Origin of the sequence: Selenomonas ruminantium subsp. ruminantium ATCC 12561, from assembly GCF_000424065.1 — a bacterium.
Lineage (GTDB): Bacteria > Bacillota > Negativicutes > Selenomonadales > Selenomonadaceae > Selenomonas_A > Selenomonas_A ruminantium.
On record NZ_AUJE01000025.1, the window covers coordinates 1 to 17,949 of the forward strand.

At 51.4% G+C, this 17,949-nt stretch carries 18 protein-coding genes and 1 tRNA gene; 1 reads left to right on the forward strand and 18 read right to left on the reverse strand.

Going from position 1 to position 17,949, the window contains the following annotated elements:
* Nucleotides 1-68 precede the first annotated feature (68 nt).
* Nucleotides 69-1,364, reverse strand: a complete 1,296-nt coding sequence (locus G598_RS0109950) for an SPFH domain-containing protein (RefSeq protein WP_026766843.1) — start codon at nt 1,362-1,364, stop codon at nt 69-71.
* Nucleotides 1,365-1,482: 118 nt separating this feature from the next.
* Between G598_RS0109950 and G598_RS0109955 the strand changes: the two genes are divergently transcribed.
* A tRNA-Gly gene (locus G598_RS0109955) sits at nt 1,483-1,556 on the forward strand.
* Between the two features lie 81 nt (nt 1,557-1,637).
* Here the strand turns inward: G598_RS0109955 and G598_RS0109960 are convergent.
* From G598_RS0109960 to msbA, 17 genes are all read right to left on the reverse strand, one after another.
* A complete protein-coding gene (locus tag G598_RS0109960) occupies nt 1,638-1,868 on the reverse strand; it encodes an AtpZ/AtpI family protein (RefSeq protein WP_026766844.1) in 231 nt (76 codons plus the stop codon).
* 1 nt (nt 1,869) lies between these two features.
* The gene (gene wecB, locus G598_RS0109965) at nt 1,870-3,033 is read right to left on the reverse strand and encodes a non-hydrolyzing UDP-N-acetylglucosamine 2-epimerase (protein WP_026766845.1); all 1,164 of its coding nucleotides are present in this window, start codon (nt 3,031-3,033) and stop codon (nt 1,870-1,872) included.
* A 62-nt stretch (nt 3,034-3,095) separates the two neighbouring features.
* Nucleotides 3,096-4,148, reverse strand: coding sequence for an MraY family glycosyltransferase (locus G598_RS0109970; protein ID WP_026766846.1), 1,053 nt, complete (start codon nt 4,146-4,148; stop codon nt 3,096-3,098).
* Nucleotides 4,149-4,256: 108 nt separating this feature from the next.
* Complete coding sequence (locus G598_RS0109975) at nt 4,257-4,724, reverse strand: deoxycytidylate deaminase (RefSeq protein ID WP_037363886.1); 468 nt, start codon at nt 4,722-4,724, stop codon at nt 4,257-4,259.
* Nucleotides 4,711-5,139 (reverse strand): RuvC family protein, encoded by a 429-nt coding sequence (locus G598_RS0109980; RefSeq protein WP_026766848.1) that lies wholly within the window; start codon nt 5,137-5,139, stop codon nt 4,711-4,713. Before G598_RS0109980 ends, G598_RS0109975 begins: the two co-directional genes overlap by 14 nt.
* Complete coding sequence (locus G598_RS0109985; RefSeq protein WP_026766849.1) at nt 5,136-6,347, reverse strand: DUF3084 domain-containing protein; 1,212 nt, start codon at nt 6,345-6,347, stop codon at nt 5,136-5,138. Before G598_RS0109985 ends, G598_RS0109980 begins: the two co-directional genes overlap by 4 nt.
* Before the next feature lie 25 nt (nt 6,348-6,372).
* Nucleotides 6,373-7,473 (reverse strand): LptF/LptG family permease, encoded by a 1,101-nt coding sequence (locus G598_RS0109990; protein ID WP_026766850.1) that lies wholly within the window; start codon nt 7,471-7,473, stop codon nt 6,373-6,375.
* A gap of 12 nt (nt 7,474-7,485) precedes the next feature.
* On the reverse strand, nt 7,486-8,205 hold the full coding sequence (lptB, locus tag G598_RS0109995; RefSeq protein WP_026766851.1) for an LPS export ABC transporter ATP-binding protein: 720 nt from the start codon (nt 8,203-8,205) through the stop codon (nt 7,486-7,488).
* Between the two features lie 26 nt (nt 8,206-8,231).
* Nucleotides 8,232-8,915 (reverse strand): LptA/OstA family protein, encoded by a 684-nt coding sequence (locus G598_RS0110000; protein WP_026766852.1) that lies wholly within the window; start codon nt 8,913-8,915, stop codon nt 8,232-8,234.
* A complete protein-coding gene (gene lptC, locus G598_RS0110005) occupies nt 8,912-9,466 on the reverse strand; it encodes an LPS export ABC transporter periplasmic protein LptC (RefSeq protein WP_026766853.1) in 555 nt (184 codons plus the stop codon). The genes G598_RS0110000 and lptC overlap by 4 nt, the downstream gene beginning before the upstream one ends.
* The gene (locus G598_RS0110010) at nt 9,463-10,377 is read right to left on the reverse strand and encodes a lysophospholipid acyltransferase family protein (RefSeq protein ID WP_026766854.1); all 915 of its coding nucleotides are present in this window, start codon (nt 10,375-10,377) and stop codon (nt 9,463-9,465) included. Before G598_RS0110010 ends, lptC begins: the two co-directional genes overlap by 4 nt.
* Nucleotides 10,378-10,398: 21 nt before the next feature.
* A complete protein-coding gene (locus tag G598_RS0110015; protein ID WP_026766855.1) occupies nt 10,399-10,968 on the reverse strand; it encodes a KdsC family phosphatase in 570 nt (189 codons plus the stop codon).
* Entirely contained in the window at nt 10,968-11,945 is a 978-nt protein-coding gene (locus G598_RS0110020) for a KpsF/GutQ family sugar-phosphate isomerase (RefSeq protein WP_026766856.1), read from the reverse strand. The genes G598_RS0110015 and G598_RS0110020 overlap by 1 nt, the downstream gene beginning before the upstream one ends.
* 40 nt (nt 11,946-11,985) lie before the next feature.
* The gene (gene kdsA, locus G598_RS0110025) at nt 11,986-12,813 is read right to left on the reverse strand and encodes a 3-deoxy-8-phosphooctulonate synthase (RefSeq protein WP_026766857.1); all 828 of its coding nucleotides are present in this window, start codon (nt 12,811-12,813) and stop codon (nt 11,986-11,988) included.
* Nucleotides 12,814-12,963: 150 nt separating this feature from the next.
* Nucleotides 12,964-13,692: a 3-deoxy-manno-octulosonate cytidylyltransferase gene (kdsB, locus tag G598_RS0110030; protein ID WP_026766858.1), complete on the reverse strand. Its 729-nt coding sequence runs from the start codon at nt 13,690-13,692 to the stop codon at nt 12,964-12,966.
* Nucleotides 13,693-13,713: 21 nt separating this feature from the next.
* Nucleotides 13,714-16,200 carry a tetraacyldisaccharide 4'-kinase gene (lpxK, locus tag G598_RS0110035; RefSeq protein ID WP_026766859.1) on the reverse strand — a complete coding sequence of 829 codons (2,487 nt, stop codon included), beginning with the start codon at nt 16,198-16,200 and terminating at the stop codon, nt 13,714-13,716.
* A gap of 5 nt (nt 16,201-16,205) precedes the next feature.
* Nucleotides 16,206-17,948, reverse strand: a complete 1,743-nt coding sequence (msbA, locus tag G598_RS0110040) for a lipid A export permease/ATP-binding protein MsbA (protein WP_026766860.1) — start codon at nt 17,946-17,948, stop codon at nt 16,206-16,208.
* Between the last annotated feature and the right edge of the window lies 1 nt (nt 17,949).

The window sequence follows — 17,949 nt, forward strand, 5'->3', positions numbered from 1 at the left end:
TTTTATCAACTTTTTATAAGTTATGCTTGACTGTTAAAAGCCTCCTCATCTAACCATTACTATCCAAATTACGGACGCGGGCTCCCGCATTCTGCGCAGAACTTGCCGCTGTTTTTCGCACCGCATTTACAAACCCAGTCGCCTGCCGGGCGGGGCTTGCCACATTCCGAGCAGAATTTGCCCGTATTCTTGGCGCCGCATTCGCAGGTCCAGCCATCATCCGGCTTGGGTTTACCGCAATCCGAACAGAACTTGCCCGTATTGCCGCTATGGCCGCAGGCACAAGTCCAGCCGCCCGCAGGAGGGACCTGTCGCGCTGCAGCCTGCTGCGCCTGAGCAGCCCTCCGGGCCTGCCCCTGGGCCATCAAATCGCCGACGTTGACGCCATTTGCCTGACCAGCCATATTCATGCCCATAAAGCCGATAGCAGCTCCGCCCTCATTCTTTGCCGCATCACGCAGGGCGTCGGCCTGCGCCGCACCGTAAAAGCCTGCCATAAGGGACGGGTCACGGCCCAGCACGGCAGCTTCCTGCATCTTCTGCAATTTTTCGAGCACAGCCTGACTTTCATCGGTAAGGCTGACGCTGGCCACCGCCACAGATACGACCTCAATACCGCGCAGATTGCCCCATTTCTGACTCAGGCTTTCATTGAGGGCATCGGCAATATCGGCAGAATGCGCCTCCAGCTCATCATAGCCCACGCGCATAGCCGAGATTTTGGCCATAGCCGGTTTGAGTGCCATCATGAGTTCGGATTTCAGCTGACTGTCGATTTCCTCGCGGCTGAACGTATCGCTGACATTGCTGGCAATATTTGTATAGAACAGAATCGGATTCGTAATGCGGTAACTGTACTCGCCAAAGCAGCGAATCTGAATGGTCTGCTCATAGTTCAGCGTATCGTCCCGTACTTTGAAGGCAATCGGTGACGGCGTGCCAAACTTGTTGCCGTAGATTTCCTTGGTGTTGATGTAGTACACCCGCTGGTCACGGCCCGTGTCACCACCAAAGGAGAAGCGGCGGCCAATTTCCGCAAACACTTTTGGAATGGTATTGGATAAATCGCCGGTAAACAGCGAAGGTTCTGTTCCCCTATCATAGGTATACTCGCCTGGTTCGGCACAGATATCCACGACCTCACCATTTTCCACAATGATCAGGCACTGGCCGTTGTTGACCGCTACCCGTGACCCCTGGGAAATGATGTTGTCATCCCCTTTGTTGGAGCTGCCGCTGCCGGTCTTGCGGTGCCCTTTCGCCATCAGCACATTTGGGGGCAGGCTGTCACAGTAAATATATTCCTTCCACTGATCACCCAGCACACCGCCAACAGCGCCCATACCTGCTTTTATAAGTCCCATAATCTTACCTCCTTTGGAAAATACAACACTTCCTCTATAAACATGATAATTTCGCCATAGCTTGTGTAAATTCCCCCTTGCAAATAAATAACAATAATGCTATACTAAAGGAGTTCTTGCGGGCATAGTTCATCGGTAGAATGAAAGCTTCCCAAGCTTTAGAGGTGGGTTCGACTCCCATTGCCCGCTCCATATGAAAGTTTCAACTCTGCGGTCAGCAGAGTTTTTTTGTGCGCAAACAAAAAGTACCCCCGTTCACGGAGGTACTCACAATCAAATAAGCTCGTTATTTTTCAATTGTCGGTAAAGTGTATAAAACGCCGCTGGAAAGCCGAAAATAATACCACCGATTATGCCGGCTTTCCCCAGCTGCAGGTAATCGCCTACAAGGCTGCCAATATAGCCGCAAATGCCCACAAAGACCACGAGGTATATTCCCACCCCACCGAGAATGGAGAATGCCTTTAGTGCCTGTTTCAGCCCGCTTGGTTCTTTTTCCGGCATCTTATTTGCCTATGAACACATCCGGACGGCTGTCGGCCATACCATAGTGGTACAGGATAGCCTGAATGATTCGCTCAGACGCCTTGCCATCGCCATAGGGGTTGACAGATTCTGCCATGCGGTGATATGCTGCTTCGTCCGTCAGCAGGGTCTTGGCTTCGTTGTAGACCACATCGCGGTCGGTACCGATAAGTTTTACTGTACCAGCGGCTACGGCTTCCGGACGTTCCGTGGTATCGCGCAGAACGAGGACGGGTTTGCCCAGAGCCGGAGCTTCTTCCTGCACTCCACCGGAATCCGTGAGGATTAAGTGGGCCTTATGCATCAGGTTGGCAAACGGCTCGTAATCCAGCGGGTCAATCAGATGAACCCGGGAAAGGCCGCCTAATTCTTCGCGCACGACTTCGCGCACTTTCGGGTTCTTGTGTACGGGGAAGACCACTTCTACATCGTCAAATTCTTCGGTGAGCTGACGCAGGGCCTTATAGACATGGCGCATAGGCTCGCCTAAGTTTTCCCGGCGATGGGTGGTGACAAGGATGATACGCTTGTTTTCAAAATCAATATTCTGCAGCAGTTCGTCTTCAAACTGGAAATCGTCGCGGACAGTATGGTGCAGGGCATCAATAACCGTATTGCCGGTTACAAAAATGCTTTCCGGCTTTACATTTTCCGCCAGCAGATTGCCTTCAGAGGTTTCCGTCGGAGCAAAGTTGAGGTCAGCAATGCAGCCGGTGAGCTTGCGGTTCATTTCTTCCGGGAATGGGCTGTACTTGTCGTGGGTTCTCAAACCAGCTTCGACATGGCCAACCGTTGTCTGATGATAGTAGGCTGCCAGCGCGCCAGCAAAGGTGGTCGTGGTATCGCCATGCACCAATACGATATCCGGCGTTTCCTGTTCCAGCACCTTGTCCAGGCCCATCATGGCCTTGGAGGTGATATCAAAGAGGGTCTGTCCCTGTGCCATAATATCAAGGTCATAGTCGGGCGTGATGTTAAAGAGCCCCAGCACCTGGTCGAGCATCTCTCTGTGCTGCGCCGTCACTGCCACCACCGGCGTAATCTTGTCCGGGTGTTTGGCCAGTTCCAGCACGATAGGCGCCATTTTAATCGCCTCCGGACGGGTGCCAAAGACCGTCATAACCTTGATTTTCTTATTTTCCATTCCTAGTCCCCTCTCTATGATTAAAGGCAGGAGTTGCACCTGCCTTTTGGGTTCACAAATTATTAATGCTGATGTGCCGAATCATTCATGCGGAAAATACCGATTTTTTTAGCGCCATAAAGCACCAGCACCACCACCAGGCACACGATGGCAATAGCAAATTGATAGCTGACTTCCGTTAATGCTACCGCACTGAGCCCCAGCAAGGCGCTGATGACATACATCAGCAGCACAGCCTGACGCTGGCTGAAGCCCAAATCCATCAGACGATGGTGCAGATGGCCCTTATCCGGCTTAAAGATGGGCACCCCGCCACGATAACGGCGCACGATAGCAAAGGTCGTATCCAGAATCGGCAGCCCCAGTGCCAAAATCGGCACAATGAGCGCAATGGTTGCGGCGCATTTTACCGCACCGATAACAGAGATGCCAGCCAGCATATAACCTAAGAACATACTGCCGGAATCCCCCATGAAAATCCGCGCCGGATTAAAGTTGTAATAAAGGAAGCCAAAGGCTGCCCCGGCCAGTGCTGCAGTGAGCACGGCCACCAGCAGGATATTCTGCTGCAATGCCACCAAAAAGATGGTAATGGCCGCAATGGTCGATACGCCGGCTGCCAGCCCGTCAAGGCCGTCAATCAGGTTCACCGTATTGGTCAGACCAACAATCCAAAAGATGGTCAGAGGAATTGCCAGCCACTCCGTATAGAAGAAGTCGCCGAAGGGGTCCGTGATGAAGTCAATGCGCACGTCAAAAGCAATGACGAGCACGGCCGCTGCAATAATCTGCCCCACCAGTTTCACCTTGGCCGGCAGGTTCTTATAGTCGTCAATGACACCTACCAGCACAATCAGTGAGCCGCCCACGAGCAAACCGGTGACTTCAAAGAGTACTTCCGGTTCCACCTCGATGAACTGCATAATCCCTAAAATCGCCACCATAAAGGCCGCATAAATGCCCAAACCGCCAATACGGGGAATGGGTTTTTTATGTACTTTTCTCGCATCAGGAGCATCCATTGCCCCCGTCTTGGCCGCCAGGAAAATCACACCGGGCGTAAGTGCCAAGGCCACGCCTGCGGCAATGACAAACGCCAACACATATTCTGGCATACAAGTAGCACCTCTTTTTCTCAAAATCGAAAATTCATAACAAGCCTATTTTAGCGCAGTGCATACAGAGTGTCAATGAAAATAAGCTGAAAGAACGAGTTTATTTGCTCAGTCGTGTATTTCATCCGGACGGCAGGTGACAATGCTGCCGTCTGTTTCGTAATAAACGACCTGTGCCAGTTTGGCATTGCGCAGCATTCTGCGGCAGAGCAGGCAGGGCTTGCCGGAGGCCAGTGTGCCATCGGCATTGATGCCTACAATATAGATTGTCGCGCCCTCCATGTCCGCAGGGTCGGCGTTGATGATGGCGTTCTGCTCGGCATGCACAGCCACGCAGAGTTCATAATTCTGCCCTTTGGGCACATGGAGCCGCTCACGCTCACAGATGCCCGTGTCAATGCAGTTGGCTTCGCCGCGCGGGGCACCGTTATAGCCGGTACTGATGATGATATGGTCCTTGACGATAATCGCTCCATAGCGGCGGCGCAGGCAGGTTGCCCGGCGCCCTACAGCGCGGGCAATATCGAGAAAATACTCCGTCCATTCGGGGCGCTTTTGAATCTTATTCTGCTCCATTTTCTTGCTCTCCTTTTGTCTTCTTGATTTCCTGTAAATATCTGCGGGCGAGGATTACCGCCACAAAATCATCCACGGGCACCGGCGGCACCTGCATGGTCACGGGGATAAGTCGCCGCCAGCCCTGCGGCGGATTGGCCTTCCAGTATTCCTTTTTCGCCAGTTCCGTGGTGCGGTATTCGTCACGGACAATGACCTCCAATGCGGCAATCTGCGCCAGTTTCCCCTGCGCTTCTTTACTTGTGGTACCATTGCCGATAAGGAGACGGCTAAAGCCGTAGTCAGCTTTAGCCGCATTTACTTCCGTCATTAAGTTTTCCGTAACAATAACCCGCTGGCAGAGAATTTTGCCGTCGTCATTCAATACGGCAAAACCGCATTTATCCCTGCCGGGGTCTAATGCTGCTATTGTCATTGGCTATTTTTCTCCACTTCAATTTTGAGGCGCAACGGGCCGGAAGCATCGGTATCACCGTTAGCATAGGCCAACAGAATCACAGGCCCGCGCTGTCCCTTGAGCTTTGCCACCACATCATAGAACTGGGCACCTTCCATCACGCCTACGGTTCCTCGAAGGGGGTCAGGCAAAATTCCCTTCGAGGTCGCGGCAAAATTGACGTCCTTGAGAAAATTCATCACCGTCTGTTCAGCTTCGCTGTCATCCGCCAGGCCCAAATCGTAAGGGCGAGCAATGATGAATTCCTTATCCTGATAGATTATGCTGTTGGGATAAAGCTCCAACGTGGTGCGGACTTCCTCGCCGCGCACCAGATTGCTGACTGCCACAATGCGCACAACCATGTCCTGTTTGCTTTTCGCAATCATATCCACCGCCGCTTCATATTCCGGACGGTAAATCCAGATATCCTCATCGGAGCGGTCACTGCCAAAACGTGCCGAAACATTGCGATTCGCCAACGCTGCCAGTGTTTCCATATCCGCTGCCACCTCTTCATTGCTGCGTCCGCCACGGATTACACCACTGGCAATAATCTCCCCTGCCCGAAAGGCAATATCGCCTTCGCGGACGGTAATGAGACCTGCCCGCAGCTGTTGCGTGCGTTCTTCCAGCTTTTTGTTGTCAGCCGTCAGATTTTCATTATCTGCAGTCAAATGCTCGTTGTCTGCCAAAAGTTTTTGGTTGCTGCCGGACAGCTCTTCATTTTTGGCCATAAGCTCTGCCTTGGCTCCTTCGAGTTCCGCAATTCCCGCCTGCAAGCGAGCAGCTTCCTCAGTCAGTGTTTTTTGTTGTTCATTTAATCTGACTACATCGGCCTTGGATTGCTGCAACGCTGCATCTGTGCTTTCCTGTTCGGATTTAGCAGCCGCTAAATCCGCCTGCGTATGCAAAAGGTTGTCTTTTGTCTCCTGCATAGTACGGTTGAGCTCTTCCAGACCAAACAGTGCTGTCCGCACATTTTCCGAAGCCGCCGCCATCACACCAAAAGTCAAGGTGGTGATTACTATACCGGTAAAGATTGTAATGACGATTGACGTATGCCGGGGACGCAGCCCAAAAATCGACAAGCGTTTCTTGCCGATTTTCGTGCCTAGTCTGTCCCCAATAAATGCAATCGCACCGCCTGTAATGACCAGCACAGCAATCAAGAGAATTCCTGACATCTATTCTTTCCACCTTTCCTACGAATCAGCGTGATGCCCGCCGCACCAAATACGCACCGGCTGCCAGCCCGATAAGATTGGGCAGCCATACAGCCAGCATGGGCGCCACAACGCCGCTGCGTGCCAAAGCATTGCCCATAGTCATCAATGCATAATAAACAAAAATGATGATAACGCTTATAGCGAAGCCTGCCGAAGAGCTGTTACGGGTAGGCTGCAAGCCCAAAGGAACGCCCACCAGCGCAAAGACCAAGCTGGCCATGGGAACCGTCACACGCTGATAAAGCTCAGCTTCCAGCTTATTGGTATCCACATACTGGGTTTTCAGGACGTTGATCTGTTCCCGCAATTCCTTCATCGTCATTTCTTCAAGTTCTTTTTGTTCCCGGACAATCTGCGTCGGATTTGCACTTATCGGCAGCACCTGTGTCTTAAACCGAACCATATGTTCGCTTTTGCCTTCCTCTTCGCTGATGTCATAAATGACACCGCTGTGCATTGTCCAAATATTGCCGTTCCACTCAGCATAATCCGCATTCTCTACGGTCTTTACCTTGCCATCAGTGCCGAATTCCTGCAAGGTAATCCCCTGCAGCTGCTGAATATCCGCCTCATAACGGCGGGCATAGGCCAGGCGCTGAATTTTGTCACCATTTATTTCCTTGAGAATGATATGGTCCTGCGACTTCATTCCTGTATTGCCTTCAATTTCATAATACAGGACGTTACGATAAGCGGTATTGGCCCACGGCACCACATATTCATTAAACGCCATGGCAGCCAAGCTCACCATGATGCCCATGACAATAGCCGGCATGGCTATACGGGAAAAGCTGATCCCGCAGGACTTCATCGCCGTGATTTCACTATTGCTGGACAAGCGGCCAAAGGTCAAAAGTGTTGCCAGCAGCATCGACATGGGGAAAGTCCAAATGACCACCCCCGGCAAGCCAAAGATAAAGATTTTGACTACTGCCTGCAGTGAGGCTCCATAATCCGTTATGTATTTAGCAATCTTGAACAGCGTTCCCGAACCGATAAACACCGCAGAGAACGCGCAAATGCTGAAGACAAAGGTCATGGTAACCTCTTTGAATATATACTTGTCTAAAATTCGCAATCGCATTTTTCGTTCTCCTTACAAGGTGAAATTTTCACCCAGATAAAACTTTTTCGCTATCGGACTTTCTGCAATGGTCTGACTGCTTCCTTCCAGCAGAATTTTGCCTTCGCTCAAAATGTACGCGCGATCCACAATCTGCAGTGTTTCACGCACATTATGGTCAGTGATAAGAATCCCCATGCCCCGCTGACGCAGATACTGGATAATTTCCTGAATATCCGCTACCGCCAGTGGATCTACACCAGCAAACGGTTCATCAAGCAGGATAAACTGCGGTTCCAAAGCCAGGCAGCGGGCTATTTCCACCCGGCGCCGTTCACCACCAGACAGTTCTGTGCCCTTGCGGTTGCGTACATGGGTGATATGGAATTCTGCGAGCAGTTCCTCAAAGCGTGACCGCTGTTCGGCCCGGGACAGCGCTGTCGTCTCCAAAATAGCCATGATATTTTCTTCCACCGTGAGCTTGCGGAAGATAGAGGATTCCTGTGTCAGATAGCTTATCCCCAACTCTGCCCGTTTGTACATGGGCATTTTGGTGATGTTCACATCGGACAAGAACACCTCGCCAGAAGAAGGCTGTTCAAGGCCGACAATCATATAAAATGATGTGGTCTTACCGGCGCCATTAGGGCCTAAAAGGCCAACGATTTCGCCTTTTTCCACCCGCAAAGACACCCTGTCCACTGCTGTGTGCTCCTTGAATTTTTTTACCAGATTTTTCGCCTCAATATGCAAGGTCCTGCCCTCCGTATTCCACTGCCTTACTTGACGTTAGCCCGTCCTTCGGGGTCAAGATAAAGGGTCAGCTTATTGCTCTTCATCGTATTGTTTTCCTTAACCGCCCAGGCATTGCCTGTCAGCACTACCCGGCCTTGTTCCTTGCCGACATAATCGGCATGGTCACCACCGGCTTCCATCTGCCGGGCAGGGCTTTCAATATGGACATTGCCCCTGCCAACATAATGTTCATCATCCAGCCAGCCTTCCATATAGTCAGCAGAAAAGGTTCCGTCTGCATTGCTGAGTGTACCACCAGTAGGAATCTTGATGTATTTATTCTGGTTAGGATAATAATCTACCTGCTCCCCGGCAAAAGATTTATCACCATCAGTTCCCCGAACACTGCCAGCGGCCCGAATCTGCCCCTGACCATCGGTAACAATCCGGCTGCAGGTAAGACGCATGGTATCCCGCACGGCAATGACATTGCCCTCGACGGAGCCTTCCTGCGTCTTCGAATTGTACATTGCTTTCGCGCCCGTAACCTTAGTGGTTCCCTGTTTCAACAATACATCACCAGTGGCCACAGCCAGCCCTGTGCTCATATCGTATTCCACGGTATCCGCATTGAGTTCTGCCGGCTCCCCGGCTGCAGAGATATGCCCTAAGGGCATCGCCAGCGCAAGGGTCATTGCCATAACCATTTTTTTCATTCGACTCGTCATTTCGTTTCTCCTCCCCTGCGCAAATACGCCTTGCCGCTGATTTTTATCTTGTTGAAACCATCACTGCTCTCAATGCGGTCACCAGTGGCCAGCATATCCTCTTTGACTGCTTTGGCATTGCCAATTGCTGCCAAAATTTCCTTTTGCGCATCCCATCGCAGTTCATCACTATTCAGCTGGGCACCATCGCTGTTTTTTATCTCTACGTTTCCCGAAAGGACAATATCTTTCGTTCCTTCCGTATAAGTTCCTTTACTTGCTTTTACTTCCACCACTCTGCCGTCTTCGGCATAAAAATGGCCTTGCAGATTTTCCAGCACTGCATCACGGGTTTCAATATTAACGTCAATATGCTCAGCGGTCAAGTCCCAGATTTTCCGGCCATTCTTTTCCTCACTGATTTCATTGCCGTCATAGCGCATTACTTTGTTCTCTTCAACAGGGGCCTCCGGCTTTGCAGGAGGCTCCGGAACCGTTGCCACTGCCCACACCACCAAAGCTGCAAACGCCGCAACAGCAACAGCGATAAGCCCCTTGTGCATCTTGCTCATTTGGCTTCCTCCTGTGATTTAACCGTATGGTGTTTGCCCAACTTCTGTTGCTCCAGCGGCGTATTCCATCTTTTTTGGAACCAAAGCCACTGGGTAGGATTTTCACGGATAATATCCTCAATGATCTTCGTCATCTTTACCGTAAAATCAAATAAGTCCTTATCCGTATCCCCGGTGTCCTTAAAACGCATAACCTCGCCAATAACGACCTTATGCTTGCCATTCTTCTGACGCAGAATAAAGGCGGGCAGTACCGGAGCATTGAACTTACAGGAAAAAACTGCCGGCCCTAACGGCGTTGCCGCCATCTTGCCCAGGAAAGGAATGAACGCCCCACCGGGGCCACCGTCCTGATCTGCCAAGAAGCCCAGGATCTTGCCTTTTTTCAATGCCTTGGCTGCCGCCAAAAGCTCACTGGTTCCGCGTGAAAAAATCTCCACATTAATGGTCTTGCGCAAATCGTTCAGGGCATTGGTATACTGCATATTCGGCTGCGGTTTGGCAATGGCGGTAACCGGCAAACCGTTCATGGTAAAAGCCGCAGACAACCACTCCCATGTACCGATATGTCCGGTGAGCACCACTACGCCATGGCCTTCTGCCAACGCCTCCGTCATGCGCTCCAAGTGGTCAATTTCAATGTACTCCTGAAAATTCTCCGTTGTGATGTGCGGCATATAGAGGATTTCCAGCACATTGCGGGCCAGATTGACGAAAGAAGCCCGCACCATTTTACGTGCCTCGGCTTCATTCAGTCCCAAAGCCGGCATCATCTGTCTCACAGCCAGTTCCCGTTGTTTTTTGATCAGGAGATAATAGAGCTGTCCCAAAATCCAGCCGGCAGCCATTACGAGTTTATAGGGGGTGTGACACACCACCCAGCTCATAAACATCACAAATTTATACTGCATTAATTGTCTTCCCCCAAATCGTTATTGCTTCCAGTTTTTATTCCCGCTGGAGCTGTCCGGCAAAAGGAAGTCTGCCATAATATCCTCCCACTTGCCCTGTACTTTGAAAATAAACTCCAAAAGTTCCCGTACTGCACCGTGACCACCGTTTTTACAGGAAACGACCAGTGACTGCGCACGGACAGGCTCTTCTGCGTCCGCCACAGCCATTGGCAGGCCGACCTGCAACATGATGGGCAGGTCAATGAGGTCATCGCCGATATAGGCAATCTGCGCGTCTTTCAGACCTGTCAGTTCCTTCAATTCATCATAAGCATTGCGCTTATCAGGATTGCCTTGAAAGACGTGACTTATGCCCAGTTCTTTGGCCCGGAAAGCCACCTGCTCCGACTTGCGGCCGGTAATGATGGCGGTCTGCAAGCCGTATTTATGTGCCAGGCTGATACCAAGCCCGTCCCTGCAGTAAAAGGGCTTATAGAGCTCGCCCTGCGCGCCGATATAGATACCACCATCGGTCAAAACGCCATCTACATCAAAAATAACCAATTTAATCTTTTTTGCTGCCTTTAAGGCATTGCTGTGAATCTCCATTATACCACTCCTTGACGCAAAAGGTCAGTCAAATGAATAATACCCACAGGAATTTTATTTTCATCAATAACTGGCAGCACCGTGACCGGACGCGGCTTGTGCTTTTCCATCACGGAAAGGGCAGCGGAGGCCATCGCTTCCTGCTTGATGGTCAGCGGCGTCTCAAACATGATATTGCCTACCGCTTCATCCAGAAACTTGTAATCCTTGGCCAAGGCCCGGCGGATGATGCCATCGGTGATTATGCCCACCAGCTTGCCGCTGTCGTCGACAACCGAAGCCGCACCAAGTCCCTTATCCGTCATGATAAAGAGCGCATCTTTGGCGGTCTTATCCTTATGCACAATAGGGTTTTCATCTCCGGTATGCATGACGTTTTTGACGGTGAGCAAAAGCTTTCTGCCCAACGCGCCACCCGGATGGAACAGGGCAAAGTCCTGACTGGTAAAATCGCGTACACGCATCAACGCAATCGCAATCGCATCGCCCATGGCCAGCGTAGCCGTGGTGCTGGCCGTCGGCGCCAGTCCCAGCGGGCAGGCTTCCCGTTCCACGCCGATATCTACGAAGTGGTCAGCCGCTTTGCCCAGCTGCGAATCACGACGGCCACACATGGCGATAATGGTCGCCCCAATACGGCGGATAATGGGCAGGATATTGACCACTTCCGTGGACTCACCGCTGTTGGAAATGGCAATGACCACGTCATTTTCCGTCACCATGCCCAAATCGCCATGAAAGGCTTCACCGGGATGCATAAAGAATGCCGGTGTCCCTGTGCTGGCAAAGGTTGCCGCCATCTTGCGCCCAATATGACCGGATTTTCCCATGCCGGTCACGACCACGCGCGCCTTACAGTCGAGTATGCACTGCACAGCGGCCACAAATTCATCGTCAATGCGGCCTTTGAGTTTTTCCACGGCATCCGCTTCTATCGCGAGCGTTTCCAGGGCCGCTTCTTTTATCTTATCTACCAATCTTATCCCCTCAATTTGCAAAAAGCTTTATCGGCATTGCTTATTTCTGCTTATGACGTACGATTTCATGAATTGCTAAAGCATCTTTCAGCAGGTCTTCCAGCTTATCCAAGTAGACCATGTTTGCTCCATCGGAGAGGGCTTCTTCCGGGTTGTCATGGACTTCCAAAAAGAGTGCATCTACACCAACAGCCACAGCCGCCCGCACCAGATATTCCACATATTCGCGGTTGCCGGCAGACGTCGTCCCGTTGCCGCCCGGCAGCTGCACCGAATGCGTGCCGTCCATCACCACCGGGTAACCAAAGGAACGCATGATGGGCAGGGAGCGCATATCCACCACGAGGTTGTGATAGCCAAAGGACGCACCGCGCTCCGTGAGCATAATCTGGTCACAGCCACTTTCATGGAGCTTGTCCACCACATTGCGCATATCTTCCGGAGCTAAAAACTGCCCCTTCTTCACATTAACCACCTTGCCCGTCTGCGCAGCGGCATGAAGAAGGTCCGTCTGACGGCAGAGGAACGCCGGAATCTGCAAAATATCGGCAACTTCTGCCACCGGTTTTGCCTGATTTGTTTCATGGATATCCGTTACCACGGGTACGCCCAATTCCGCCTTGATGGTCTTTAACATTTCCAGACCTTTTTTCAGGCCCGGGCCGCGGAAGCTATGGTAGGAAGAACGATTGGCCTTGTCAAAGGAGGCCTTGAATACATAGTTGATATCCAAACGCTGGCAGATTTCCTTGATTGTGCGGCCAATCAGCAAGCAGCGGTCAAGCCCTTCCAATACGCAAGGCCCAGCCAACAAAGTCAGTTTTTCTCCACCACCAATAGTGTAATTGCCTACTTTAACCTGATTCATATTCAAGCTCCTTTCACCTCGAACCAATATCACTATATCGTTGCCCAGCGCCCAAGGACGGGCGCAGGCGGACGTAAATCACGTGATGTGATTTCAGTCCGCGCTTTCTTTTGGTACTTTTCTTTACGCTAAAGAAAAGTACAGAAATCGTTACTTCATGTTTTTATATATCTCATTAACTTTAGCCAAATCTTCAGCGGTATCTACCCCCACAAACTTAGCCTTTGTCTCCACAACTTTAATGCGATAGCCATTCTCCAGCGCCCTGAGCTGCTCAAGAGATTCCGACTGCTCCAGCGGCGTAGATTCCATCTTCGCATAGGCCAGCAAGAAATCCCGTCTATAGGCGTAAATACCGATATGCTTATACACCGGGCAGCCTGCATTGCGCGGATAAGGCATCACCGAACGAGAGAAGTACAGGGCATAACCTGCCTTGTCCGTAACCACCTTGACGTTGTTGGGATTTTCAATCTCCGCCTTGTCCGTCATCAAGGTCTTAACCGTGGCCATCTGCAGCTCACTGTCCGTTTCAAATACAGCGGCCAGTTCATCGATAAGCCCCGGTTCAATCAAGGGTTCATCGCCCTGCACATTGATGATTAAATCCACATCCGGGAAGGCTGCCGCTACTTCGGCCAGCCGGTCTGTACCGGTAGGGTGGGAAGCTTTGGTCATCATGGACTTGCCGCCATTTGCTTCTACCGCCGTCAGGATGCGTTCATCATCGGTAGCCACAATCGTCTCGGATACCTTCTTTGCCTGTGCTGCCCGGTCATAGACCCGGCAGACCATCGGCTTGCCGGCAATATCTTTAAGTGGTTTGCCCGGCAGGCGGGTGGATGCATAACGCGCGGGAATAACACATAATACCTTCATAATCTGCCTCTTATCTTTCTATCACTTGCCTAATTTCACCGCTAAGCGCTGCGCCAGCAGTGTCTTGAACTCGTCTTTTCCTTGCTGGAAGTTGACTTCCACGCAGATGACATATACGGGTACGGAAATCCCGGCATGAATGACTTCCATCGGGATTTTCACTGCATCTTTTTCCGTAATCACAATGGCCTCTGCCCCCATGCGCTGTGCCTGATGAAGGATATCGACCATTTCCTGCATGCTGTAATCGTGATGGTCAGGATAGCGCAGGCTTTCGATAATCGTTACCCCTAAATCCGACAAGGTCTGCTCAAAGGAAGCGGGGTTGCCGATAGCCGAAACCGCCATGATTTTCCGGCCGCGCATCGTATTGACATCAATGCCATCGCCGGCAATATCCACATACCAATCTGCCAGGGGAATGAAGCGGCGCGGCTGATGGATGCTCTCCACCACCTGTGCCTCTTTGTTATAGCGGTGCACCGTTTCCCGGATAAATTCGCGGGAACCAGCTGCCGCCTGGTCCACCTTGGTCAGTAGGCATACATCAGCCCGGCTGATATGGGAAATGGGCTCGCGCAGGGTTCCACGCGGAAGCATATAGCCATTACCAAACACATTTACCGCATCGACCAGCAGGATATCCATATCCCGCTCCAACTGCCAATGCTGGAAACCATCGTCCAAAATGGCCACTTCCGCACCAAAATTTTCGATGGCATACTGCCCCGTAACGGAGCGGTCAGCACCAATCAGCACGGGGACTTCCGGCAGATGCTTAGCCAGCATGAATGCCTCGTCCCCGGCATCGGCCGCCGTCATATGCAGCCGCTGTCCATCGGACACAATACCGACATTGCCATGCCATTTGGCCCGATAGCCACGATTGAGGATAACGACCTTGTAGCCCATATCCCGAATATCGCTGGCCAGCCGCTGCGCGGTAGGCGTCTTGCCGGTACCGCCTACGGTGACATTGCCCAGGCTGATTACGAAACAATCCAGCTTCTTGCGGCTGAATACGCCATTCCGATAGCCCCAGAGTTTGATATCCACCAACAGTGCGTAAATCTTGGAAAAAATATAGAGTATCGCGGTGAGGATGTGTTCCATCACGCCATCTACTTCTTTAAGATGCACCAAATCAATAAAGTAAGTCTGGAAGTTATTTATCTTCTGCGTGGAACGCGCCCGCTGCCGATTTTCCGGACGGCTTTCGTAAGTTTCCAGCGTTTCCCGCAAAATCAAGGCAGACTTGCGCGAAGCGCCTTTATTTTCACCGACGATTGCCAGCGTTTCCGCTTCCAGACGGTGGCGGTGCCCGGCATCATCAAAGAGGCGTGCCGTCTCTACCGCCAGTTCCTGCTCATTATTAACCGTAATGCAGGCATCGCGCTTCTTGAACAAGGCATGGGTATCCTTGAAGTTGAACATATAATGGCCAACGATAATAGCCTTGCCATGGGCAGCCGGCTCCAAAATATTGTGGCCGCCATGGGGAATCAAGCTGCCGCCCACATAGACGACGTCGCCTACGCTATAGACCTTGCCCAGTTCGCCAATGGTATCCAGAATCACGATATCTGCGTCCTGCGGGCCGTTCTTCTGCTGCTCCGTACGCGTACTCACCGTAAAGCCTGCCCGCTTGCAGAGATGAATAACTTCCTGCGTGCGCAGAAGTTCCCGCGGCGCAATAACGAGCTTGGCCTGGGGATGTTTTTCCCGCACCGCAGTAAACGCCTTCAAGACAAAGGATTCTTCCCCGCGATGGGTCGAGCCAGCCAACAGGATGCCCTCCGCCTTAGAAAGCCCCATTGATTGAATGATTTCTGCTTTTTCAGCAGCGCTTACATCGGTATACGTCTGGTCAAATTTCGTATTACCCGTCACCGTCACGAGTTCCGGCGGTGCGCCCAGGCGCATGATGTAGTCAGCATCGATGTCCGACTGCATGGCAAACTTCGTCACCGTGCCAATCATATCGGAAAGCAGGCTGTTCAAATATTTATACTGCTTCACACTGCGGTCGCTGATACGGCCATTGACCATCATGACGGGAATATGCATCTTGCGGGCCGTCTTTAAGAAGTTCGGCCACAATTCCGTCTCCACCGGCAAAAATACCCTTGGGTGAATGCGCCGCAGCACACTGCCCGCCAATAACGGCAGATCCAGCGGGAAATAGATAATGGCATCCGCATCCTTGATGATGCGGTTGGCCATTTCGTAGCCACTGGTGGTCACCACCGATACCAAAATCGGCGTCTGCGGGAATTCCTTATGGAATTCCTTGATCAGCGGACTTGTGGCCACAATCTCCCCGACCGATGCTGCATGCACCCATATACAGTGCTTCTTTGCCACTTTTTCCAGGGTATGTTCCGGATAAAAGCCCAGGCTTTGACGGATACGCTCCACAAAGCCTTTTTCCCGGACCGAGCGGATCATAAACACCGGGATAATCAATATGACGACCAAAATCGCCGCTAAGTTGTAAAGGATTTGCATTTGTCTTATGCCCCTTCTGGCACAGCGTTCTTGTTAAACTGAATATTGTAAAGATGGCTGTATAAGCCGTTCTTTGCCAAGAGTTCCTCATGCGTGCCATGTTCTTTTATCCTGCCGCCATCAATCACATAAATCTGATCGGCATTGAATATCGTGGAAAGACGGTGTGCGATAACAAAGGATGTACGTCCCACCATCAGGGAATCAAGTGCCGACTGCACAATTTTTTCACTTTCCGTATCCAAGGCTGAAGTTGCTTCATCGAGAATCAAAATCCGGGGATTTTTGAGAATGGCCCGGGCAATGGACATGCGCTGCCGCTGCCCGCCGGACAGGTTCAGCCCCCGTTCGCCAATCGGCGTATCATAGCCCTGCGGCAATTCGCGGATGAATACATCGGCATTAGCTGCTTTCGCTGCCTCAATAACCTCTTCATCCGTGGCGTCCAAACGTCCATAACGGATATTTTCCATCACGGTCGTGGAAAACAGCATAGTTTCCTGCGGTACGATGCCAATCTGCTCCCGCAGGGATGCCACCGTCACCTCCCGGATATCCTGTCCATCAATGGATATTGCACCGCTGTTTATCTCATAGAAACGCGGGATAAGGTTGGCGATGGTGGACTTGCCGGCACCGCTGGGTCCCACAAAGGCAATCATCTGCCCCGGCTTTACTTCCAGCGAAACATCCTCCAGTGCATTGATGCCTTCCTTATACCCAAAGGTAACATGCTCCACCTTCACATGGCCCTCAATCTTCGGCAGTTCTTTGGCTCCTTCCTTATCACGGATGGGTTCCGGTAAATCGATAACTGCAAAAACACGGTCAACAGCGGCCATAGCCCGCTGCAGATTGCCATATACTCTGGCCAGACGCTTGACCGGATTGGCCAGGTTTACCGCATAGGTCAGGAAGGCCACCAAAGCACCTGCCGTCATCTGACCGTTTACGACTTCATAGCCGCCAAAGCCAACGATAAACGTAACGGAAACCGCCGCCAGGAATTCCACAGTCGGCGTAAGCAGGCTGGTCAACTGCACATTTTTCATGGCCGCTTGGAAGTTTAGGATGTTCTGGTTAATGAACCGTTTTGTCTCATAGTCCTCCCGAACAAAGGATTTGACCACCCGGATGGAAGAAATGCTCTCCTGCAAAAGAGATGTGATATCTGCAGCCCGCTCCTGAATCACCGTACCATTGCGCTTCAGCTTGCGGCCAAAGATTTTCATGGCCTGCCCCACCAAAGGGATAACCACCAACGTCAACAGGGAAAGTTTCCAATCCAGATAAAGCATCATGGCAATGGAACCAATGAGAATGGAACTTTCCGTGACCATCTCAATCAGCTGATCCACCAACGCCGACTGGATAGCCGATACATCATTGGTGATATAGCTCATGGTCTCACCGGTCTGATGTTTGTCAAAATAGGCCATCGGCATACGCTGGAACTTGCGGAACATCACTTCCCGCACATCAATGACCACTTTTTGCCCGATATAGGACACCAGATAGGACTGTCCATAGTAAAATATCCCGCGAATCAGGAATACCACGACAATGCTGACGCAGATGACGTACAGCATAACCATATCCTTATCCGCCAATACCTTGTCCACCATGTCCTTGATAATCCAAGGCAGGTAAAGATTACAGGCTGCTGCAACCACAATGCAGACAATCGCCAGACCCAGCTGTTTCAAATATGGTCTGATGTATTGCAGAAGCCGCTTATAATTCTTCATG